This window comes from Oceaniglobus roseus, from assembly GCF_002869745.1.
Classification (GTDB): domain Bacteria; phylum Pseudomonadota; class Alphaproteobacteria; order Rhodobacterales; family Rhodobacteraceae; genus Oceaniglobus; species Oceaniglobus roseus.
This window is the reverse complement of sequence record NZ_PNOS01000037.1, coordinates 1-20,762: the sequence shown is the minus strand read 5'-3', so window position 1 is coordinate 20,762 and position 20,762 is coordinate 1. Positions and strand designations below refer to the sequence as shown.

Here is a 20,762-nt window from a genome sequence, read left to right as displayed (position 1 = left end):
CTTTGAGGGGAGCAGTCGCCCGATGACCGACCTTACCGCCCGCCGGAGCCCGGCGCGCCGCCTGCCGGGCGCGCTGCTGCTGATCGCCCTCCTGCTGAGCGCCCTTGCCGCCGTGGCACCGTCCGCGCAGGCGCAAAGCCCGTTCACCCCCGTCGCGAAGGTCAACGACCGCGTGATCACCGCCTACGAGCTCGACCAGAGGGCGCAGATGCTCCAGCTCTTCCGCGCGCCGGGCGATCCGCGGGAATCGGCGCTGACCGCGCTGATCGAGGAACGGCTGCAACTCCAGGAGGCCAAGCGCCTGGGCATCACCGTGACCCCGGCCGAAGTGGTGGCCGGGCAGGAGGAATTCGCCGGCCGCGCCAACCTCTCGCGCGAGGAGTTCATCAAGGCGCTCGCCTCCGCCGGCGTGTCCGAGGAAAGCTTCCGCGACTTCGTGGCGACCGGCGTGACCTGGCGCAAGGTCGTGCAGGAGCGCTTCGTCGGCAAGATCCCGGTGTCCGAGACCGAGGTCGACCGCCAGATCCGCCGCGGCCCCGCCACCAGCAACATCCGCGTGCTCCTGAGCGAGGTCATCCTGCCCGCCAACACGCCGGCGGCCCAGGCCCAGGCGGAAGCGCGGGCGCGCGAGATCAGCCGCATCACCACCCTGCCCGCCTTCGCCGACGCCGCGCGCCGCTATTCCGCCTCGCAGTCGCGCGGCGCGGGCGGGCGGATCGACTGGATTCCGCTCGCGAACCTGCCCCCCGAGGTGGCCCAGCAGGTGCTGAGCCTCAAGGTCGGCCAGGTGACGCAGCCGATCGCGCTGCCGAACGCCATCGCGCTGTTCCAGCTGCGCGCGCTGGAGGAGACCTCGGTCAGTGCGCCGACCGACACCGAGATCGACTATGCCGCCTTCTTCATCCCCGGCGGCCGCAGCCCCGAGGCGCTGGCCGAGGCGGCCCGGATCGAGGCCCGCGTGGACACCTGCGACGACCTCTACGGAGTCGCCAAGGGCCTGCCCGAGTCGCAGCTGGAGCGCGCCACCCGTCCCGCGGCCCAGGTGCCCGGCGACCTGGCGATGGAGCTGGCCAAGCTCGATCCCGGCGAGGTGTCGACCGCGCTGACCCGCGCGGGCGGGCAGACGCTGATCTTCCTCATGCTCTGCGACCGCCGCCCGGCAGGCGCCGAGGATGCCAACCGCGACGCGATCCGGCAGGGCATCGTCGGCGAGCGGCTGACCGCCTCGGCCAACGCGCTGCTGGCCGAGCTGAAGGCCAACGCGACCATCGTCCGCTACGAATGAGCGCTGCCGCACCGATCGCGCTCAGCTGCGGCGACCCGTCGGGCATCGGCCCGGAAATCGCCGTGGCCGCCTGGCGGGTGCTGGGCGCGGACCTGCCGTTCTTCCTGATCGGCGATCCCCGGCACCTGCCCGACACCGCGGACATCGCCGAGATCGCGGATCCGGCCGAGGCACCAGGGGCGGCCCGCACCGCCCTGCCCGTCCTGCCCCACGCCTTCGCGGCGCCCGCGCGCCCGGGCCACCCGGACCCGGCCAATGCCGAAGGCACGATCGGCGCGATCCGCCGCGGGGTCGAGCTGGTGCAGACGGGCAAGGCCGCGGCGCTCTGCACCAACCCGATCCACAAGAAGGCGCTGAAGGACGGCGCCGCCTTCGCCTTTCCGGGCCATACCGAGTTCCTCGCCGCCCTCGCAGGGGTCGAGCGGGTGGTGATGATGCTGGCCTGCGACGCCCTGCGCGTGGTGCCGACGACGATCCACCTGCCGCTGGCCGAGGTGCCCGCAGCTCTCACTCCGGAGCTGCTGCGCGACACCCTGCGCATCACCCACGCCGCGCTCTGCCGCGATTTCGGGATCGACGGGCCCCGCATCGCCGTCGCCGGGCTGAACCCCCACGCGGGCGAAGGCGGCGCCATGGGCCGCGAGGAGATCGAGATCGTCGCCCCCGTGCTGGAGGAGCTGCGCGCCGAGGGCCTGTCTCTGATCGGGCCGATGTCGGCCGACACGATGTTCCATGCCCCCGCCCGCGCCCGCTATGACGCGGCGGTCTGCATGTACCACGACCAGGCGCTGATCCCGATCAAGACCATCGACTTCGCGGGCGGGGTGAATGTGACCCTCGGCCTGCCCTTCATCCGCACCTCCCCCGACCACGGCACCGCCTACGACATCGCGGGCAAGGGGCTGGCCGATCCGTCTTCGCTGATCGCGGCGCTCCGGATGGCCGATCGCATGGCGAAGGCCCGGGCGGCGGGATGATGGAGAGGGCGGACCCTCCGGGGGGAGTATTTTTCCAAAGAAGAAGCAGGGTGCGGGCTTGAGCGGCCTCGACACCCTGCCGAGCCTTTCCAAGGTGATCGCGGCCCACGGGCTCGCGGCGAAGAAGTCGCTCGGGCAGAACTTCCTGCTGGACCTGAACCTGACCGAGAAGATCGCGCGGCAGGCGGGGGATCTGTCGGGCTCTGACGTGCTGGAGGTCGGGCCCGGCCCCGGCGGCCTGACCCGCGGGCTGCTTGCGCAGGGCGCGCGGCGGGTGCTGGCGGTGGAGAAGGATCCCCGCTGCCTGCCCGCCCTGGCCGAGATCGCCGCCGCGGCGGAAGGCCGGCTGGAGGTGGTGCAGGGCGACGCGCTGGAGATCGACGCGGCGGCACGGCTGACGGCGCCGGTCCGGATCGTGGCGAACCTGCCCTACAATGTCGGGACCGAGCTTCTGGTGCGCTGGCTGACGCCGCAGTCCTGGCCGCCGTTCTGGGAGAGCCTGACGCTGATGTTCCAGCGCGAGGTGGCCGAGCGGATCGTGGCGCAGCCCGGCGGCAAGGCCTATGGGCGTCTCGCGCTCCTGAGCCAGTGGCGCACCACGCCGCGCATCGTCATGTCGCTGCCGCCCGAGGCCTTCACGCCGCCGCCGAAGGTGCATTCCGCGGTGGTGCATTTCACCCGGCTGGACGCGCCGCGCTTTCCGGCCGATGCGAAGGTGTTGCAGCGGGTTGTGGCGGCGGCCTTCAACCAGCGCCGAAAGATGCTGCGCTCGTCGCTGAAGGGTGTCGATCCGGAGATCGAGCGGCACCTGGCCAATGCCGGGATCGCGCCCACCGAGCGGGCCGAGCAGGTATCGCTGGAAGCCTTCTGCGCCCTTGCCCGCAGCCTAGCCTCGGGCTGAGCGCAAAGATTACTCCGCCGCTTCCGGGGTGTTGCCGCCGGACGAGCTGTCGCCGCCCTCGGCCTGATCGCCCTTCGGCTTCGGCTTGGCGCGACTGCGGCGCGGCTTGGGCGCCGGCTTGCTTTCCGGCGTCTCGACCAGGGTGCTCTCCTCGCCCGAGCCGTCGCTGGTGTCGATCACGTCGTCGCTGCTGCCCTGGCGCGGGGAACGGTCCCGGCGGCTGCGGCTGCGCGGACGCGGGGCGTCGCGCGGATCGGAGGAGTCCGAGGCCGCGCTGTCCTGGCTGTCGCCGCCCTGCGCCTGAGGCTGCTGCCGGTCGTCGCCCTGGCTGCGCTTGTCCTGGTGCGGCTGGTCGTCGTTCTGATCGTTGCGATCGTTACGCTCGTCGCGGGCCTGGCCGCCGTGGGCGTTGCCGCCGCCGCGGTTGCCGTCGTTCTGGCCCTGGTTGCCGCTGTTGTTGTTCTGCTGGCCGCCGCCCTGGTGGCGGTTCTGCTGGTTCTGGTCCTGCTCGCGCCGCGCCTCGATCTCGCGCTGCGCCTCGCCCAGCATCCGGGTGTAATGCTCGGAATGCTGCATGAAGTTCTCGGCCGCCACGCGGTCGTTCGAGAGCTGCGCATCGCGGGCCAGCTGGTTGTACTTGTCGATGATCTGCTGCGGCGTGCCGCGCACCTTGCCCTCGGGGCCGGAACTGTCGAACACCCGGTTCACGATGTTCACACCGGACCGGTTGCTGTTGTTGCGGTTCGACTTCGACCGCGAGCGGGACTTGGACGATCTCATAGGGTTCTGGTTCCAGCCTTGTGTCTGGGCTTTGCATGTCGAGTGCCGGACCCTAGGCCCAGTATTCACCGTCAGGGGCGAATCGCAGGGGGGTGTTCAATTCCGGGCAATCGGCAAGGGGGATGCGATCTGCGTCCCGGCCTGTGCACCTCTCACAAAACATGTCTTTTGCTGTTTTACAAGCGGATTTCGCGAAAAAGACTCGGGTTTCGCGCCATTCCGGCGTCAGGTCGCCGGTTTGCGGGCCGCGATCACCCGGTCCCTTCCATCCATGTCGGGATGGCAGGCGATGTCGTCAAGCCCCGCGGCGCGAAACAGGGCCCCGACCGCGCGCGCCTGGGTCGGCCCGATCTCGACCAGCAGTCGTCCGCCGGGCAGGAGTACGCGGGGGGCTCCGGCGGCGATCGCACGGTAGGCGTTCAACCCGTCGGCGCCGTCGGTCAGGGCGATCGCCGGGTCGTGTTCGCGCACCTCGCGCGCCAGCCCCGCCATCTCGGACTGGGCGATGTAGGGGGGATTGGACAGGATCAGATCGAACCCGCCCTCGACCGCGGCGCACCAGTCCGAGCGGACGAAGGCCAGCCGGTCCTGCACGCCGTGCCGCTGCGCGTTGCGCGCCGCGACCCGCAGCGCGGGCGCGGAAATGTCGGTGGCCACCCCCCGCGCCTGCGGACGCTCGGCCAGAAGGCTGACCGCGATGCACCCCGACCCGGTCCCGAGGTCGAGCAGCCGCTTGAACGGGCCGCCAAGGGCCTCGATCACCAGGGTCTCGGTCTCGGGCCGCGGGTCGAGCACGGCGTCGCCGACCTCGAACTCGCGGCCGAAGAAGGCGCGGGTGCCGAGGATGCGCGACACCGGACGCCCCGCCATGCGCTGCTCCGACATGATAGCCAGCACCTCCAGCGCGGGGTCTGCCAGAGGGTCCTGCATGTAGAGGGTCAGCCGGTCGCGCGGCCATCCCGCGGCGACGGCCAGCAGATGCCGCGCATCGCGTTCCGGGCCGTCGATGCCGGCCGCGCGCAATTCGGCCGTGAGATCGCGCAGCGCCTCGGCCACGCTTGGCCGGCGCGGCGTCATGCCTCGAACTCGGCCAGCTTCCGCGCCTGGTCGTCGGCGGTCAGCGCGTCGATGACCTCGCCGAGATCGCCCTGCATCACCTGGTCGAGCTTGTAGAGCGTCAGGTTGATCCGGTGATCCGTCATCCGCCCCTGCGGGAAGTTGTAGGTGCGGATCCGCTCGCTCCGGTCGCCGGTGCCGACCTGGGCGCGGCGGTCGGCGGAACGTTCGCTGTCGACCCGGCTGCGCTCCGCATCGAAGAGCCGGGCGCGCAGCACCGTCATCGCGATCTCGCGGTTGCGGTGCTGGGACTTCTCGGCGCTGGTGACGACGATGCCGCTCGGAATATGCGTGATCCGCACGGCCGAGTCGGTGGTGTTGACGTGCTGGCCCCCCGCCCCGCTGGCCCGCATCGTGTCGATGCGGATGTCGGCCGGATCGATGGCGATGTCGACCTCCTGCGCTTCCGGAAGCACCGCCACCGTCGCGGCCGAGGTGTGGACCCGCCCCCCGGACTCGGTCGCGGGCACCCGCTGCACGCGGTGCACGCCCGATTCGTACTTCAGCTTCGCGAACACCCCGTCGCCCTGCACGTTGACCACCGCCTCGCGGATCCCGCCCAGTTCGGTCTCCTGGGTCTCGACGATCTCGAACCGCCAGCCCCGCGCCTCGGCAAATCGCTGGTACATGCGCAGAAGGTCGGCGGCGAACAGCGCCGCCTCCTCGCCCCCCGTGCCGGGGCGGATCTCGAGGATCGCGGGCCGCGCATCGGCGGCGTCCTTCGGCAGCAGCGCGAGCCGCAGGCTTTCCTCCAGCTCGGCGCGGCGCGCCTTCAGCACCGGCATCTCGTCCTCGGCCAGGGACCGCATCTCGGGATCCTTCAGCATCGCCGCGGTCTGGTCGAGTTCGGCCAGCACCGCGCGATAGGCCGCGATCTCGGTCACGACGGGCCGCAGTTCGGCATATTCACGGCCAAGCGCCGCGATGTCGCCGCGCCCTTCCGCCAGGGCGGCCTCGAGATACTCGAAACGCTCGGCGATCTGCGCAAGTCTGTCCAAGGGAACCATGGCGCTTCGTCCTCCATGAAATCGCTTTGGTCAAGGGGCGGCGGCGTGATACCCTTGCCTCCATGACGCGCATCGCCCTCTCCGCGCTCTGCCTCTGCCTCCTCGCCGCGCCGCTGGCCGCCGAGGAGAAGAAACCGGTCGCCCCGCCGCTGAAGAAGATCGAGCTCTACTGCACCGACAAGTACGGCCAGCGCCACGAGCTGGGCGAGGTCATGTGCATCGTGTCGAGCTCCTGCCAGATCTGGATGGGCAAGTGCGACATGTCCCAGAACAACGTCATGTGGCGCAAGGTGCAGGACGGCTGCCCCGGCGTCTCGCTCTCCCCCGACCGGCCGATGAGCCGCGCCGCGGGCTGAGCCTCAGCTCGGCTTCGGGCATTTCGTCGACGCGCCGAGCGCGGCCAGCCACTCCTTCACCCGCGCCTCGTTCACCCCGAGGTCGCGCATCCCGAAGCGCTGCCGTCCGAACAGTACCGGCGTCGATCCGCCCGCCGTGGCGAGCGACGAGACGGTGGTGTAGTCCGGGAAACCGAACACCCTGGAGCGCGAGACATAGGTGATCTGCCCCTCCGCCACGCTGCCCGCCAGCCGCCGGGTGCGGGCCGAGTTCATGGCGATCCGGTCCAGCTCCTCCAGCAGCACCTCGGGCGCGCAGGCAAAGACCTCGCCCGCCGCATTGCCGCCCTCCGGGCGCACCAGCCAGCCGTTGCCCTCGGGCGCCTCCACGGACAGCGGATCGACGTTCCAGCGCGCCGGATCGCTCGGCGCGAGCCGGACATAGGCCAGGGCGGCCACAATCACCGCGAGAACGATCCAGAGTATCATGCGCATGTCCCTCAAAGACCCTTCGTTTCCTCGTTTCCTCGACCGCCGGAAGCCTCAGCGGTAGGGCACCCCCGGCAGCACCGAGAGCAGTTCGAACATCAGGTTGGCGCCGACCAGCGCGGTGTTGCCGCTCGGATCGTAGGGCGGCGAGACCTCGACCAGGTCGCAGCCCACGATGTCGAGCCCGCGCAGGCCCCGGATCAGCTCCATCGCCTGCGGCGTCGTCAGCCCGCCGATCTCGGGCGTGCCGGTGCCCGGCGCGAAGGACGGATCGAGGCTGTCGATGTCGTAGCTGACATAGGTCTTCGCGCCGCCGATGCTCTCGCGCACCCGATCGGCGAGGGGCGTCAGGCTCTGGTGCCAGATCTCGGGCGCCGTCACCAGGTTGAACCCCCAGCCCCGCGCCTCGTCGAAATCCTCGGCCGTGTAGCCGGTGCCGCGCAGGCCGATCTGCCAGACCTTCTCGGGGATCAGCAGCCCCTCCTCGAACGCGCGACGGAAGACGGTGCCGTGGGTCTCCTTCTCGCCGAACATCTCCTCGTTGACGTCGGCGTGGGCGTCGACATGGACCAGCGCCAGCGGCCCGTGCTTCGCCGCCATGGCGCGCAGGATCGGCAGGGTGATCGTGTGATCGCCGCCCATGGTGATCGTTTTTGCGCCATGGGCGAGGATCGCGTCGAAGCTTTCCTTTATGATCCGGATGCTGTCGGCGAGGTTGAAGGTGTTGATCGCCACATCGCCGATGTCGGCGCACTGGAGCCCGTCGAAGGGCGCCGCCCCGGTCTGCAGCGCATAGGGCCGGATCATCGCCGACTGCGCGCGCAGCTGCTGCGGCCCGAACCGCGTGCCCGAGCGCCAGCTTGCCCCGTGATCCATCGGCACGCCGACGAAGGCGACGTCGAGGCCCGCGGCATCGGCCTGCACCGGCAGCCGCATGAAGGACGAGATCCCGGCGAACCGCGCAAGGTCGTTGCCGCTGACGGGCTGGTTGGTCATCTGCTCTTCCTCCTCGTCCAGCCATGGAGGCACAGAATCTCCATGGCCACATGGGCGCCCGCGACAGCGGTGGCGCCGGTCGTGTCGTAAGCGGGCGAAACCTCGACGATATCGCCGCCGACGAGGTCGATCCCGGCGAGCCCCCGCAGGATCGCCGCCGCCTGCCAGCTGGCGAGCCCGCCCCAGACCGGCGTCCCGGTGCCCGGCGCAAAGGCCGGGTCCAGCGCGTCGATGTCGAAGGTCAGGTAGGTCCTGGCATCGCCCACGATCTCCTTCACCCGGTCGGCCACGCCGGAGGGCCCGAGCGCATGGACCTCGGGCGCGTCGATCACGTTCATGCCGCAGTAATCCTCGCACTCCGTCCGGATCCCGATCTGGACCGAGCGCGACGGGTCCACCAGCCCCAGCTTCACCGCCTTGTACATGAAGGTGCCGTGGTCGATCCGGCCCATGTCGTCGTCGCGCCAGAGGTCTGAATGGGCGTCGAACTGGATCACCGACAAGGGCCCGTGCACCGCCGCATGGGCCCGCAGGATCGGCAGGGTGATGAAGTGGTCGCCCCCGAGCGTCACCGCCGCCGCACCGCTGGCCAGGATCCCGGCCATGTGCGCCTCCAGCAGCGCCGGGAAGCCAGCCACGTCGGCATAGTCGAAGGCGACGTCGCCGTAATCCACCACCGCCATCTCCGACAGCGGATCGTAGCCCCAGCCATATGGGGGGTCGTAGGGCTGCAGGCACGACGCCTCGCGGATCGCCCGCGGCCCGAAGCGCGTGCCGGGCCGGTGGGTCACCGCCTGGTCGAACGGCACCCCCGTCACCGCCACGTCGACCCCGGCAAGATCCTTGGTATAGCGCCGCCTCAGAAAGCTGACGGCCCCGCCGAAGGCGTTCTCATAGGCCAGCCCCCGACGGTCCGTCCGGGTAAAGGCCCCGTCCACCTCCCGCTTCGCATCCTCAAGCGCCATGACGCGCCGACCCCCTGCTTCTTCTTTGCAAAAATACTCCCGCCGGAGGCGTCCGACGCCCCCGACAGGCAAATCGCTCAGGCCTTCGGCTGCGCCGTCTCCACCAGCTTCGCGAAGAACGACGCCCCGATCGGCGCGATCTCGTCGTTGAAGTCGTAGGCGGGGTGGTGGCAGAACGGCGTGTCGCCCTGCCCGAGGAAGAGGTAGGCGCCGGGCCGCGCGTTCAGCATGTAGGAGAAATCCTCGGCCCCCATCTGCCGCTCTCCCGGCGCGACGCGATCCTCGCCCACCACCGCCCTGGCGATGGCGGCGGCGAACTCGGCCCCCGCCTCGTCGTTGATGGTCGGGGGATAGCCGCGCTCGTAAGTCAGCTCGGCCTCGACGCCGAAGGCCGCCGCCTGCCCCGCGACGATGGCCTGCATCCGCCGCTCGACCATGTCGATCACCTCGGGGTCGAAGGCGCGCACGGTGCCCGCGAACTTCGCGGTGCCGGGGATCACGTTGGTGGCCGACCCGGCCTCGAGCTGCGTGACAGAGACCACAAGGTCCGCCGTCGGCTTGTTGTTGCGCGAGACGATGGTGTCGAAGGCCTGCGCCATCGACAGCAGCGGCGGGATCGGGTCGACCGTCTCGTGCGGGAAGGCGCCGTGGCCGCCCTTGCCGGTGACGGTGACGAAGAACTCGGCCGTGCCGGCCATGATCGGGCCCGGGGCGACGTTGAAATGCCCCTCGGCCACCTCCGGCGCGTTGTGCATCCCGAACACCCGCTCGATCCCGAAGCGGTCCATGATGCCTTCCTTCACCATCACGTCGCCGCCCGCGCCGCCTTCTTCGGCGGGCTGGAAGATCAGCGCCACGCGGCCCGCGAAATTCCGCGTCTCCGCCAGGTACTTCGCCGCGCCAAGCAGCATGGTGGTGTGTCCGTCGTGGCCGCAGGCGTGCATCTTGCCCGGAGTCTCCGAGGCATGTTCGACCCCGCTCGCCTCCAGGATCGGCAGCGCGTCCATGTCGGCGCGCAGCCCGATGGTCGGCCCCTCGCCGGTGCCGTTGATGATCGCGACGATGCCCGTGGTGGCGATGCCCGGATGGATCTCGTCGACCCCGAACTCCTCCAGCCGCTCCTTCACGAAGGCCGCCGTCTTGTGCAGCTCGAACCCCAACTCGGGGTTGCGATGCATCCAGCGCCGCCAGGTCTTCATGTCCTCGGCATAGTCGGCGATTCGGTTGATGACGGGCATGGGCGGCTCCTTCGCTGGCACGGACGCGCTACTGTTCCCACCGCAGGCGCGCGAAGGCAAGCCGTCGCGGCCGCGGTGGACTCCCGAAGGCGCGCGGCCGATAACCCGGGCGATCCCAGCCGGAGGCCCCGATGCGCGACCGAGACGACCCGATCTTCGCCACCCCCGAAGGACTGCCCCGCCTGCTGGAGATCATGCGCCGCCTGCGCGACCCCGGGACCGGCTGCCCCTGGGACATCGAGCAGGACTTCGCCTCGATCGCCCCCTACACGATCGAGGAGGCCTACGAGGTCGCCGACGCGATCGAGAGGGGCGACATGGGCGACCTGAAGGGCGAACTGGGCGACCTGCTGCTGCAGACCGTCTATCACGGCCAGATGGCCGAGGAGGCCGGGCACTTCTCGTTCCACGACATCGCCACCGCGATCTCGGAGAAGATGATCGACCGCCACCCCCATGTCTTCGGCCCCGAGTCGCGCGACAAGTCGGCTGAGCAGCAGACCCGCGACTGGGAGGTGCAAAAGGCGCGCGAGCGCGCGGCGCGGGCCGAGGACGGCGTGCTCGACGGCGTGGCGCTCGGCCTGCCCGCGCTGCTGAGGGCGGTGAAGCTCCAGAAACGCGCGGCGCGGGTCGGCTTCGACTGGCCCGATACCGCGCAGGTGCTGGACAAGCTGGTGGAGGAGGCGCGCGAGCTGACCGAGGCCCGCGACCGCCTGTCGCCGGAAGAGATCGCCGACGAGATGGGCGATCTGCTGTTCGTCATGGCCAACCTCGCCCGCCACCTCGGCGTCGATCCCGAGGCGGCCCTGCGCGGCACCAACGCCAAGTTCACCCGCCGTTTCCGGTGGATCGAGGCCGAACTTCGCAAGTCAGGGCGGCGGCCGGAGGAGTCGGACCTGGACGAGATGGACGGGCTCTGGAACGCGGCGAAACGGGCGGAGCGGGATATCCGATAAAAAATATCGGGTATGTTGACCCGACCAAAAGACTCAGGGATAAGGGGCCAACGTCAAACGGAGGCACCCATGAAACATTCGGCCCTGACCCTCGCCACCTCGCTGATCGCGCTCGCCGCGCCGGCGATGGCCGAAGAGGTCAACATCTACTCCTACCGCCAGCCCGAGTTGATCCAGCCGATCCTCGACGGCTTCACCGAGAAGACCGGCATCACCACCAACGTCGCCTTCATCGACAAGGGCCTGACCGAGCGGCTGAAGGCCGAGGGCGAACGTTCGCCCGCCGACATCATCCTGACCGTCGACATCTCGCGCCTGACCGAGGCGAAGGAGGCGGGCGTCACGCAGGCGGTGCAGTCCGACGTGCTGAAGAAGAACATTCCCGAGGCGCTGCGCGACAAGGACAACCAGTGGTTCGGCGTCACCTACCGCGCCCGGATCGTCTATGCCTCGAAGGACCGGGTGAAGCCGGGCGAGATCACCACCTACGAGGATCTGGCCGACCCGAAATGGAAGGGGCGCATCTGCACCCGCTCGGGCACCCATGTCTACAACCTCGGCCTGCTCTCGGCGATCATCGAGCACGACGGCGCCGAGGCGGCGGAGAAATGGGCGGCCGGCGTGAAGGCGAACCTGGCGAGGAAGCCCGAGGGCAACGACCGCGCCCAGGCCCGCGCGATCTGGGCCGGGGAATGCGACATCGCCCTCGGCAACACCTACTACATCGGCGAGATGCTGCAGGACCCCGAGCAGACGCAATGGGCGAACGCGATCCGACCCGAGTTCCCGACCTTCGCCGACGGCTCGGGCACCCACGTGAACATCTCGGGCGTCGCCATGACCGCCTCGGCCCCGCACCCCGACACGGCGCTGAAGTTCATGGAATACCTCGCCTCGCCCGACGCGCAGAAGATCTATGCCAACGTGGTGAACGAGTATCCGGCCGACCCCGACACCCCTCCCTCGGACCTGGTGGCGAGCTGGGGCGAGATCCAGCCGGACACGACCAGCCTGACCGCCATCGCCGACCACCGCGCCGAGGCGCTGAAGATCATGGAGCGGGTCGACTTCGACGGCTGATCCTCCCGGAAGGGGGGCGAGGGGCGTCCCGCCCCTCGCGCTCCCCGGGGTTGCGCCCTTCCGGCCGGGGTCGGAAGGGTCGAGAGTGCGGGAGCGAGGGGCGCCGCCCCTCGCGCTCCCCGGGATATTTGGAAAGCAAAGATGGGGCGGAGCTTGCGGGCTGCGCCCTTTTTCTTTGGCTCCGGGCCGGGGTCACTCGGCCGGAAGGGTCTTTCGCCCGGCCTCGTCGAGTTCTCGGACGAGGCGGGCCTCGGCCTCGGCCTTCGGGGTGGTGAAGCGGGCGAGCAGGAGGTAGGCGACCGGCGTGAGGTAGAGGGTCGACAGGGTGGCGAGGCCGAGGCCGCCGACGATCACCCAGCCGAGCGCCTCGCGCGCCTCGGCCCCCGCGCCCGCCGACAGTATCAGGGGCACGCCGCCGAGCACGGTGGAGGTCATCGTCATCATCACCGGGCGCAGGCGGATCGTGGAGGCGTCGAAGATCCCGTCGCGCACGCCCGCCCCCTCGTCGCGCAGCTGGTTCGCGAACTCGACGATCAGGATGCCGTTCTTCGCCATGATCCCGATCAGCATGACGAGGCCGATCTGGGAGTAGACGTTCAGAGAAAGGCCCGAAAAGAGCAGCGCGAAGATCGCGCAGGCCAGCCCGAGCGGGACGGTGGCCATGACGATCACTGCGGAGACGAAGCTTTCGAACTGCGCGGCGAGGACGAGGAAGACGATCAGGATCGCGAAGCCGAAGACGGTCACGAGGCCCGCGGAGGTCTGGTCGAGCGTCGCCGCCTCGGCCAGGGGGACGATGCGGTTGTTCGGCGCCAGCACCTCGGCGGCGAGCGCGTTCACCTCGGACATCGCGGTGCCGAGCGACATCTGCGGCGTCAGCCCCGCCGAGACCTCGACCGAGCGCGCCTGTCCCTCGCGGTTCAGCTCGGGCGCGACGGCGCGTTCGTCCAGCGTCACGAAGCTCGAGAGCGGCACCATCTCGCCGTCGCCCGCGCGCACGAAGATCCGCTCGAGATCGCCGGGGTCGTTCACCGGGTCGGTGGTCGAGAGCATCTGGATGTCGTAGGCGCGGTCGTCGATGAAGACAGAGCCCACGGTGCGCCCTTCCAGCACCGCGCGCAGCGCCTCGCCGAGGCCGGTGATGTCGACCCCGAGGTCGGCGGCGCGGGCGCGGTCGATCTCGATGAAGAGCTGCGGCTGGGTCGTCTCGTATTCCAGCCGCACCTGGCCGAAATCCGGGTTCTGCTGCATCCGCGCGACGAGCCGCTCGGACACCTCGGCGAGCTGGGCGTAGTTGTCCCCGGTGACGGCGAAGCTGAGCCCCCGGCCCGCGCCGCGGATCCCGAGCGAGTTCGGCTGGATCGCGAAGGCGCGCACGCCGATCACCTGGCGCAGGGCGGCGTTGATGTCGCCGACGATCTCCTGCTGCGAGCGCTCCCGCGCCTCCCAGGGGGCGAGGCTCATCACCATGAAGCCGCCGTTGTTCGACCCGCCCGAGCCGGTGATCGAGAAGATGTTGGTGATCTCGCCCTTGTCCTTCAGCGGCTGGATCAGCGCTTCGATCCGGTCCATCTTGCCAAGGGTATAGTTGAGCGAGACGCCCTGGGGCGCCGAGATGCGCAGCAGCGCCACCGCGCGGTCCTCGGGCGGTGTCAGCTCCTGGCGGATGCCGCCCGCCATCATCAGCGCCGTCGCGGCGAAGACCGCCGCCGCCAGCACCACGACGAAGGCGTTGGCGAGGCAGGCCCGCAGGGTGAGGGCATAGAGCGCCGCCAGCCGGTTGCCGAGCCAGATCAGCGGTCCGCGGGCGTCTCCGTCGCGGCTCATGTCGCGGGTCAGCAGCAGCGCCGCCAGCACCGGGCAGAGGGTCAGCGCGACGACCGAGGAGAGGCCCACGGCGACGGCGAGGGTGAAGCCGAACTCGCGGAACAGGCCGCCCGCCTGGCCGGGCAGGAAGGACAGCGGCACGAAGACGGCGGCGAGCGTCGCGGTGGTGGTAACGACGGCGAAGAACACCTGCTGCGTGCCGAGAACCGCCGCCGCCTTCGGGCCGATCCCTTCGGAGCGGCGGCGCACGATGTTCTCGAGCACGACGATGGCGTCGTCCACCACCATCCCCGTCGCCAGCACGAGGGCGAGCAGGGTCAGGATGTTGACCGAGAAGCCGAGGATGTAGACGGCGGCGATGGTGCCGATCAGCGCGATCGGCATGGTCAGCGCCGGGATCAGGGTCGAGCGGAGGTCGCGCAGGAAGACGAAGATCACCAGCACCACGATGGCGACGGCCAGAAGCAGCGTCTTCACCACCTCCTCGATCGAGCCGTTGATGAACAGCGCGTCGTCGGAGGTGACGAAGATGTTCACGTCCTCGGGCAACGTCTCGGACAGTTCGGCCACCACGGCGCGCACGTCCCTGGAAATTTCCAGCGTGTTCGACGTCGCCTGGCGGATCACCCCGAGGCCGAGCCCGGTCTGGCCGTTGGCGCGCAGGATCGTCTGGTTCGGCTCGGGGCCGAGGGTGACGGTGGCGACGTCGCGGATGCGCACGTTCGGCGCGATTTCCAGCGCCTCAAAGGCCTCGGGCGTGGCGACAGTGGCGGTGGAGCGGACCGAGAGCGTCTGCCGCTCCCCCGTCAGGTCGCCCGCGGGCGCGTCATAGGCGACATCGGCCAGCGCGTTGCGCAGGTCGGCCAGCGACAGGCCGCGGCTGGCCAGTTCCAGCTGGTCGATGTCGATCCGGAAGATCGGTTCGCGGTCGCCGTAGATCTGGAGGTCGGCCACGCCCGCGACCGAGATCAGGCGGTCCTCGATCCGGTCCTGCACGATCCGCGTCAGCTCCTGCGGCGAGCGGGAGGCCGAGGTGACGGCGACGCGGATCACCGGCTGGGCGTTGGCGTCGGCCTTGACGATCTGCGGCGTCTCGGCGTCGTCGGGCAGCTGGTTGGCGATCCGCGCCACCGCGTCGCGGGTGTCGGTGGCGGCCACGTCGAGGTCGACCGAGTCCTCGAACTCCAGCGTCACGCGGGAGCGGCCGAAGCGCGAGTTGGACGAGATCGAGCGGATGCCCGAGACGCGGCCCACCGCCCCCTCGACCCGGCCCGTCACCTCCTGGTCCACCGTCTCGGGCGAGGCGCCGGCAAACTCGGTGGTCACGGTGATTACAGGGCGGTCGACGTCGGGAAGCTCGCGGATCTCGACCCCGAAGAGGCCGGCGAGCCCGGCGATGACGATCAGGGCGTTCAGCACGAAGGCCAGGATCGGGCGGCGCACGAACAGCGCCGTGCCCGAGGCGCCTGCCGCGCGGGCCCTGGCCTTGCCGTCCTCCGCAGCGCCCGCGGGGGGCGGGACCGCGCTCACTGGCCCACCGACGTGGCGGGCGGTGCCACGGCGTCGGCGACGGCGGCGCCTTCCACCACCTCGACCTCGGCACCGGGGCGCAGGCTCTGGACGCCTTCGGTCACGACCATCTCGTCCTCGGACAGCTCGCCCGCCACGAGGATGGCGTCGGCGTTGCGTTGCCGGATCGCGACCGGCACCCGCGCCGCCTTGCCCTCCCGCACCAGCCAGACGAAGGAGCCCTCGGCGGACCACTGGAGCGCCAGGGGATCGACCGCAGGCAGCACCTCGCCCGGGATCGAGAGCGCGACGGAGAAGGCCATGCCGGTGCGCAGCACGTCGTCGGCATTGGCGAGCCGCCCCTGCACCTTCAGCGTGCGGCTGTTCCGCTCGACCACGTTGTCGATGGCGACGATCTCGCCGGTCAGGACGCGGCCCGGCAGCGCGAGGGGACGCGCCTCGAAGGGCAGGCCGGTCTTCAGGTCGGCGATGGCGCGTTCGGGCACACGGAAGTCGATCAGAATCGAAGAACGGTCGGCCAGCACGGCAAGCACGTCCTGCGCCGAAAGCCGGTCGCCCTCCTCGACCTCGAGAAGCCCGATCCAGCCGTCGAAGGGCGCGCGGATCGACCGGCGCTCCAGCTCCACCTCGGCGTCGGCGAAGGTCAGCTCGGCGGTGCGCAGGGCCAGCTCGGCCTCCTGCGACTGGACCGAGGTCACGGCGCCGCGGTCGGCCAGCCGGTCCAGCCGCTCGCGGTCCGTGCGCGCCTTTTCCAGCATCAGCTGGCTGCGCTGGAGTTCCAGCTGCTGCACGTCGTCGTCGAGCTGGACGATCAGCTGACCCGCCTTCACCTGGCTGCCCGGCGCCACCGCGACCTCGCGCACCGTGCCCGCCACCTCAGATCGCAGGTCCACCGCGCGCAGCGCGGCGCCGTCGCCGATGGCCTCGATCCGGTTGTCGATGGCGCGCGTCTCGACGGGACGCGCCGTCACCCGCGTCGCCCCGCCGCCGCCCCGCCGCTCCTGCGGGGCCTCCACCGCGCCCTCGGCCTCCAGCCCCAGAAGGCCGGACAGTCCGACCTTCTCGAGGTAGGGGTGCGAGGACGGCACGAACCATGCCCAGGCCACAACTGTGGCGCCAAGCACGATCAGGGTCAGGAACGTCTGCCGAAGAAAAGCCATCCGATGTCCAGAGCTGGGGGCGCGCCCATGCGACGCTAGTCTAGCATGAATGCGCGAGATAGCGCGTTCCGTCGCGCTTCCCCTGCGGAAGGACGGTTTTTTTCCGCCAGCCCCTCACAGCCCTTCACATTGCCGCGAAAAGCGGCGTGCTGGCGGCGATCGCCCAGGCTAGGCACAGCCCCAGCGCGAGCCCCGTGCCCGTCGGGCCGCCCCGCGCCGCACTCCATCGCCCCATGGTGGTATAGGCGAGGTGGAACAGCACCAGCACCGGCAGCACGGTGAACACCATGCCGAGCCGCCCCGGCTCCGCGATCATCACGCCCGCCAGCACGACAAGCGGCAGCGCCCGCAGCACCAGCCGCCGCCAGAGCGGCGCGCCCCTGCTGGCCACGGCGTCGGCGAGCATGAACAGCATCCCCGCGGGAAGCAGCGCCAGCATCACGCCGAAACGCGGGCCCACCGGCAGGAAGGCGGCGCCGTAGCGGTCGAGCGCGAGGGCGAAGATGCCAAGACCCCAGGCGAGGAGCGCGAGGGCCGGCAGGACGGAAGGGCGCGCCGGGCGCCGGCCGTCGCGCCAGAGCAGCGCCAGCTGCACCGCGCCCCAGGTCGCGAGGACAGCGCCGAGGGCGGCGAACCCCGCCAGCCCCACAAGGCCCAGTGGCGCGGCCAACAAGCCGGCGGCGGTGGCGGGCAGGACGGGGACGAGGGCCACGGCCCAGAAGCGCCGCAGGGTCATAGGCGGCGGCAGGGGCTCGGCGCGGTCGGGCAGAAGCCCCGCGAGCGGCCAGAACAGCGCCACCAGCGCCACCAGCAGCGCGGCGCGCCATGGTCCCGTCCGCCGCGGCGGCGTGCCGGGATCGGCCCGCCCCGTCGCCTCGGCCAGCCAGGCCCGCACAGCGCCGAGCGTCACCGGGCTGTAGAGCACGCCCACATGCCCGACCCCCGGCGCCACCACCGCCCGGCGCGCGACCTCGCCCGAGGACACCATCCCGCCCTCCTCCGCCGCCGCGTCCACCTGCCGCACGGCGCGAAGGGCCACCTCGCGCAGGCCGCCCTCGAAGGCGCCCGAGACCGCCAGCAGGCGCGTCGGAAACTCCGGCGTGATGACCTCGGAATACATCGAGATCACGACCACCGCCGCCACGTCGTCCGTCTCGTGCGCCGCACGCAGCACCACGTCCGTCGCCATGGAATGACCGACGAAGGACACCGGACCCGCCTGCCCCGTGACCTCGCGCAGGCCCGCGACCACCGCCCGTGTCTGCGCCACCAGCTGGGCCGTCGTCCCCTCGATCCGCCCGATGTCGGGCGACAGCGGCACCGGGTTTCTCCCGTGGCCGTCGAAGTCGAAGGCGGCGACGGTGAAGCCCGCCCGCGCGAGATCATGCGTGATCGCCTGCATCATCTGCCGCGACCCGGCGAAGCCGTGCGCCACCACCACCAGCGGCCCCGGCCCCTGCCACAACGTCACCGGCGTCGCGCCGACCCGAAGTTCCTGCGGCGACAGCCCGGCGCGGTCGCGCTGGAGCTGCCACAGCGACAGGGCCACCGCCGCCACGGCCAGCGTCGCGACGATCCACCGCCGGATATCCGTCTTCGCTCCCATGCCGCCGCCAGATAACCCGCCGCGCCGCGCCGCACAGGGCGGCGCGCGGTTTTGCCGTTGGACGCGCGGCACCCCGCGCCTTACTTCCTTCCCATGATCATCATCGCTCCGAACACGGTCTGGAACCCCGCGGCGCTCGAGACGAAATCCGTCCCGAAGCGGATGCTGGGCCGCATCGCCATCCTGCCCCGCCGCGACGCCACCTTCCGCCACTGGCTGAGGATCCTGTTCGAGGGCCAGATGCTGCGCTTCTCCGCCGCACTGACCCCCTTCGTCGCCGCCATGCTGATCTGGCCGCGCTTCGCCCTGCCGATCGCCCAGGCCCCGCTGGCGATGATCCTGGTCGTCGGGCTGGTCGAGCTGAAGATGCTGCGCATGTCCCCCGAGGCCCGCCAGCGCCTGATGACGGCGGAGGACGCTCATCGGGGCATCGACGCGCTGCGCTTCGCCGCGCTCGGGGTGCTGAACCGGCTCGCCGCGCGGAAGGGCATCGCCGCGGGCGAACTAACGCTGGTGATCGAGCAGTCCGACCTCGCCCGCGTCACGCCGCTGACCCTTGTCTCGCTCCAGCGGCGCGAGCCGTTGCCGGAGGTCCTGCCGCTCGACGCCGGGGACCGCGCGATCATCGCCGAACACCTTTTCGGTCCTCACCTGAGCGAGGAGCAGCTCCTCGCCATCAACCTTCACCAGAACGACTTCCTGCGCGCCGTCACGCTCGAGGCGCGCAGCGTCTCGGCCCACGCCCGCATGGCCGCCTTCGCCGCCGCGGCAGCGCAGCCCGCATGAGCCTGAACGCTCCCCGCGTCACCCCCGGCCGCGCGGCCGAGATCCTCGCGGCGGGCTGGGAGGCCCAGCGTGCGGGCAGGCTCACCGCGTCCTGGATGCTCCACGGCCGCCCCGGCGTCGGCAAGACGCAGGTGGTGCAGGATCTCGCCAGCCGCATCGGCGCCGACCTGCACGACCTGCGCCTGACCACGATCGAGCCGCAGGACCTGCGCGGCCTGCCCTACTACGACCACGACGCGCGGAAGACGGTCTGGTACCGCCCCGAGGACCTGCCCGAAGATCCCGACCGCCCGGCGATCCTGTTCCTCGACGAACTCACAGCCGCCGCGCCGCAGCTTCAGCCCACGGTCTACGGCCTGCTGCAGGAGCGGCGGGTCGGCCGCCATCGCCTGCCGCCCTCGGTCATGGTCATCGCGGCCGGCAACACGGTGGAGGACGGCGCGGTGGCCTACGAGATGGGCACCGCCCTCTCGGACCGGCTGATCCACCTCGACCTTGCCGCCGATCCCGACCAGTGGGTGAAGGGCTTCGCCGTGCCCCGCGGCCTGCACCCGGCCGTCACCGCCTTCATCCGCGCCCGCCCCGACCTCCTCGACACCACCGAGGAGAGCTTGCGCCGGGGCGATGTCATCGCCTGCACGCCGCGCTCGTGGGAGCGGGTCAGCACGATCCTAGCCGCGATCCCGGACGCCACCCTGCGCCGCGCCGCCATCGCGGGCACGGTGGGGGAAGCGGCAGCCGCCGAGTTTGCCGCGGTGGCCGAGGACATCGCGGCAAGCCTCCGGGTGGACGAGATGCTGGCGCTGTCCCAGTCCCGCCGCTGGCCGCTCTATCCCGTGACGCTGAACGGGCTGAACGCGCTGGTCTTCGCCCTCGCCGCCCTGCCCGACCGGGCCCGGGTCGGGGCCGCCGTCGAGGTGATGGAGGGCATCCGCCACCTCGCCGCGCATCGGGAGGAAGCGGCCTTCGCGCGCCTGCCGCTGGCCGAACTCTGCGCGTTCGGATTCGAGATGCTGCTGGCCCGCGCGCTCGACCTCGGGCTCGGGGCCGAGGTCGCCGCCTCGCCCGCCTATGCCGCCTATGCCGCCGACCGGCAGGCGGCGGGGCTCGGCTAGGGCGATGGCCCGCCACTCGGCCCGCGCCCGCCGCGCGCTCGCGCATCTCGCCGACCACGACCCGGCGCTGGCCGCCCTCGCCCTCTGGTGCGACCACCGCGATGGCGAGGGCGCCACCCACACCCGGGGCGAGACCATCCATTACGGCCTCGATTTCGAGTCGCTGCCGCTGCACGAACAGGTCGGGCTGGCCGGGCACCATATCCTGCACGTCGCCCTGCGCCACTCCCCCCGCATGGCCGCCATGGCCGCGCGGCAGGGCGCAAGCTTCGACACGGGCCAGTTCAACATCGCCGCCGATGCCATTGTGAACACGTCCCTTCTTGCCGCCGGCCACGGCCTTCCCCGACCTGCCGTGACCCTCGCCGACCTGCCCGGCATCGACACCGAGAGCCCCGGCGGCTGGGACGTCGAACGGCTGTACCTCGCGCTTCAGCGCAGCGTCGGACCGGCGGAACGGACCACCGGCGCGGAGGGCAGCCGGGATCTCCAGCCGAACGCCGGGGAGAGCGGCGAGGACGCCGCCGCCGCCTGGCAGGGCCGCATGGAGCGCGCCCTCGCCGCGGGTCGGCAGGCGGGACGCGGCATCGGCGCGGCGCGCGGCACCCTCGGC

At 71.0% G+C, this 20,762-nt stretch carries 19 protein-coding genes; 9 read left to right on the top strand and 10 right to left on the bottom strand.

Features of this window, described 5'->3' with window-relative positions:
* The first annotated feature begins 22 nt into the window (after positions 1-22).
* From A7B20_RS16765 to rsmA, 3 genes are read left to right on the top strand one after another with little or no spacing between them, the layout of a single operon-like run.
* The gene (locus A7B20_RS16765; protein ID WP_102109736.1) at positions 23-1,285 is read left to right on the top strand and encodes a peptidylprolyl isomerase; all 1,263 of its coding nucleotides are present in this window, start codon (positions 23-25) and stop codon (positions 1,283-1,285) included.
* Entirely contained in the window at positions 1,282-2,262 is a 981-nt protein-coding gene (pdxA, locus tag A7B20_RS16760) for a 4-hydroxythreonine-4-phosphate dehydrogenase PdxA (protein WP_102109735.1), read from the top strand. Before A7B20_RS16765 ends, pdxA begins: the two co-directional genes overlap by 4 nt.
* 58 nt (positions 2,263-2,320) lie before the next feature.
* Positions 2,321-3,163 (top strand): 16S rRNA (adenine(1518)-N(6)/adenine(1519)-N(6))-dimethyltransferase RsmA, encoded by an 843-nt coding sequence (rsmA, locus tag A7B20_RS16755; RefSeq protein ID WP_102109734.1) that lies wholly within the window; start codon positions 2,321-2,323, stop codon positions 3,161-3,163.
* 9 nt (positions 3,164-3,172) lie between these two features.
* Here the strand turns inward: rsmA and A7B20_RS16750 are convergent, their stop codons facing one another.
* The 3 genes from A7B20_RS16750 to prfA form a co-directional block, all read right to left on the bottom strand.
* Positions 3,173-3,943, bottom strand: a complete 771-nt coding sequence (locus tag A7B20_RS16750; RefSeq protein WP_102109733.1) for a DUF4167 domain-containing protein — start codon at positions 3,941-3,943, stop codon at positions 3,173-3,175.
* A gap of 225 nt (positions 3,944-4,168) precedes the next feature.
* A complete protein-coding gene (gene prmC / locus A7B20_RS16745; RefSeq protein WP_102109732.1) occupies positions 4,169-5,020 on the bottom strand; it encodes a peptide chain release factor N(5)-glutamine methyltransferase in 852 nt (283 codons plus the stop codon).
* On the bottom strand, positions 5,017-6,066 hold the full coding sequence (prfA, locus tag A7B20_RS16740; RefSeq protein ID WP_102109731.1) for a peptide chain release factor 1: 1,050 nt from the start codon (positions 6,064-6,066) through the stop codon (positions 5,017-5,019). Before prfA ends, prmC begins: the two co-directional genes overlap by 4 nt.
* A 62-nt stretch (positions 6,067-6,128) precedes the next feature.
* On the opposite strand from prfA, the gene A7B20_RS16735 reads away from it, so the two are divergent.
* Positions 6,129-6,422, top strand: coding sequence for a hypothetical protein (locus tag A7B20_RS16735; protein WP_102109730.1), 294 nt, complete (start codon positions 6,129-6,131; stop codon positions 6,420-6,422).
* Positions 6,423-6,425: 3 nt separating this feature from the next.
* Here the strand turns inward: A7B20_RS16735 and A7B20_RS16730 are convergent, their stop codons facing one another.
* From A7B20_RS16730 to A7B20_RS16715, 4 genes are all read right to left on the bottom strand, one after another.
* Positions 6,426-6,890 (bottom strand): DUF1499 domain-containing protein, encoded by a 465-nt coding sequence (locus A7B20_RS16730; protein WP_342747272.1) that lies wholly within the window; start codon positions 6,888-6,890, stop codon positions 6,426-6,428.
* Positions 6,891-6,944: 54 nt separating this feature from the next.
* Complete coding sequence (gene speB, locus A7B20_RS16725) at positions 6,945-7,886, bottom strand: agmatinase (protein WP_102109728.1); 942 nt, start codon at positions 7,884-7,886, stop codon at positions 6,945-6,947.
* Positions 7,883-8,851 carry an agmatinase gene (gene speB, locus A7B20_RS16720; RefSeq protein WP_102109727.1) on the bottom strand — a complete coding sequence of 323 codons (969 nt, stop codon included), beginning with the start codon at positions 8,849-8,851 and terminating at the stop codon, positions 7,883-7,885. The genes speB (A7B20_RS16725) and speB (A7B20_RS16720) overlap by 4 nt, the downstream gene beginning before the upstream one ends.
* A gap of 77 nt (positions 8,852-8,928) precedes the next feature.
* Positions 8,929-10,089: a M20 aminoacylase family protein gene (locus A7B20_RS16715; protein ID WP_102109726.1), complete on the bottom strand. Its 1,161-nt coding sequence runs from the start codon at positions 10,087-10,089 to the stop codon at positions 8,929-8,931.
* A gap of 131 nt (positions 10,090-10,220) precedes the next feature.
* On the opposite strand from A7B20_RS16715, the gene mazG reads away from it, so the two are divergent.
* Positions 10,221-11,045, top strand: coding sequence for a nucleoside triphosphate pyrophosphohydrolase (gene mazG / locus A7B20_RS16710; protein WP_102109725.1), 825 nt, complete (start codon positions 10,221-10,223; stop codon positions 11,043-11,045).
* Between the two features lie 69 nt (positions 11,046-11,114).
* The gene (locus A7B20_RS16705) at positions 11,115-12,125 is read left to right on the top strand and encodes a Fe(3+) ABC transporter substrate-binding protein (RefSeq protein ID WP_102109724.1); all 1,011 of its coding nucleotides are present in this window, start codon (positions 11,115-11,117) and stop codon (positions 12,123-12,125) included.
* Positions 12,126-12,317: 192 nt separating this feature from the next.
* Here the strand turns inward: A7B20_RS16705 and A7B20_RS16700 are convergent, their stop codons facing one another.
* The 3 genes from A7B20_RS16700 to A7B20_RS21740 all read right to left on the bottom strand — a co-directional run bounded on the left by A7B20_RS16700 (position 12,318) and on the right by A7B20_RS21740 (position 18,248).
* On the bottom strand, positions 12,318-15,482 hold the full coding sequence (locus A7B20_RS16700; RefSeq protein ID WP_102109723.1) for an efflux RND transporter permease subunit: 3,165 nt from the start codon (positions 15,480-15,482) through the stop codon (positions 12,318-12,320).
* On the bottom strand, positions 15,479-16,642 hold the full coding sequence (locus tag A7B20_RS16695; RefSeq protein ID WP_102109722.1) for an efflux RND transporter periplasmic adaptor subunit: 1,164 nt from the start codon (positions 16,640-16,642) through the stop codon (positions 15,479-15,481). The genes A7B20_RS16700 and A7B20_RS16695 overlap by 4 nt, the downstream gene beginning before the upstream one ends.
* A 124-nt stretch (positions 16,643-16,766) precedes the next feature.
* Complete coding sequence (locus A7B20_RS21740) at positions 16,767-18,248, bottom strand: alpha/beta hydrolase (protein WP_102109721.1); 1,482 nt, start codon at positions 18,246-18,248, stop codon at positions 16,767-16,769.
* Between the two features lie 93 nt (positions 18,249-18,341).
* Here A7B20_RS21740 and A7B20_RS16685 point away from each other — a divergent pair, with 93 nt between their 5' ends.
* The 3 genes from A7B20_RS16685 to A7B20_RS16675 form a co-directional block, all read left to right on the top strand.
* Positions 18,342-19,034 carry a hypothetical protein gene (locus A7B20_RS16685; protein ID WP_102109761.1) on the top strand — a complete coding sequence of 231 codons (693 nt, stop codon included), beginning with the start codon at positions 18,342-18,344 and terminating at the stop codon, positions 19,032-19,034.
* Positions 19,031-20,149 (top strand): AAA family ATPase, encoded by a 1,119-nt coding sequence (locus A7B20_RS16680; protein ID WP_102109720.1) that lies wholly within the window; start codon positions 19,031-19,033, stop codon positions 20,147-20,149. The genes A7B20_RS16685 and A7B20_RS16680 overlap by 4 nt, the downstream gene beginning before the upstream one ends.
* A gap of 4 nt (positions 20,150-20,153) precedes the next feature.
* On the top strand, positions 20,154-20,762 hold a 609-nt coding region (locus tag A7B20_RS16675), incomplete at its 3' end, for a DUF2201 family putative metallopeptidase (RefSeq protein WP_425437180.1).

Bases quoted from the DNA above. Each gene is read 5' to 3' on its own strand.
- prmC (WP_102109732.1), bottom strand. From the start codon at position 5,020: ATGACGCCGCGCCGGCCAAGCGTGGCCGAGGCGCTGCGCGATCTCACG.
- A7B20_RS21740 (WP_102109721.1), bottom strand. From the start codon at position 18,248: ATGGGAGCGAAGACGGATATCCGGCGGTGGATCGTCGCGACGCTGGCC.
- mazG (WP_102109725.1), top strand. From the start codon at position 10,221: ATGCGCGACCGAGACGACCCGATCTTCGCCACCCCCGAAGGACTGCCC.
- A7B20_RS16715 (WP_102109726.1), bottom strand. From the start codon at position 10,089: ATGCCCGTCATCAACCGAATCGCCGACTATGCCGAGGACATGAAGACC.
- A7B20_RS16705 (WP_102109724.1), top strand. From the start codon at position 11,115: ATGAAACATTCGGCCCTGACCCTCGCCACCTCGCTGATCGCGCTCGCC.
- speB (WP_102109728.1), bottom strand. From the start codon at position 7,886: ATGACCAACCAGCCCGTCAGCGGCAACGACCTTGCGCGGTTCGCCGGG.
- prfA (WP_102109731.1), bottom strand. From the start codon at position 6,066: ATGGTTCCCTTGGACAGACTTGCGCAGATCGCCGAGCGTTTCGAGTAT.
- A7B20_RS16680 (WP_102109720.1), top strand. From the start codon at position 19,031: ATGAGCCTGAACGCTCCCCGCGTCACCCCCGGCCGCGCGGCCGAGATC.
- speB (WP_102109727.1), bottom strand. From the start codon at position 8,851: ATGGCGCTTGAGGATGCGAAGCGGGAGGTGGACGGGGCCTTTACCCGG.
- A7B20_RS16750 (WP_102109733.1), bottom strand. From the start codon at position 3,943: ATGAGATCGTCCAAGTCCCGCTCGCGGTCGAAGTCGAACCGCAACAAC.
- A7B20_RS16685 (WP_102109761.1), top strand. From the start codon at position 18,342: ATGATCATCATCGCTCCGAACACGGTCTGGAACCCCGCGGCGCTCGAG.
- A7B20_RS16695 (WP_102109722.1), bottom strand. From the start codon at position 16,642: ATGGCTTTTCTTCGGCAGACGTTCCTGACCCTGATCGTGCTTGGCGCC.
- A7B20_RS16765 (WP_102109736.1), top strand. From the start codon at position 23: ATGACCGACCTTACCGCCCGCCGGAGCCCGGCGCGCCGCCTGCCGGGC.
- pdxA (WP_102109735.1), top strand. From the start codon at position 1,282: ATGAGCGCTGCCGCACCGATCGCGCTCAGCTGCGGCGACCCGTCGGGC.
- A7B20_RS16735 (WP_102109730.1), top strand. From the start codon at position 6,129: ATGACGCGCATCGCCCTCTCCGCGCTCTGCCTCTGCCTCCTCGCCGCG.
- A7B20_RS16730 (WP_342747272.1), bottom strand. From the start codon at position 6,890: ATGATACTCTGGATCGTTCTCGCGGTGATTGTGGCCGCCCTGGCCTAT.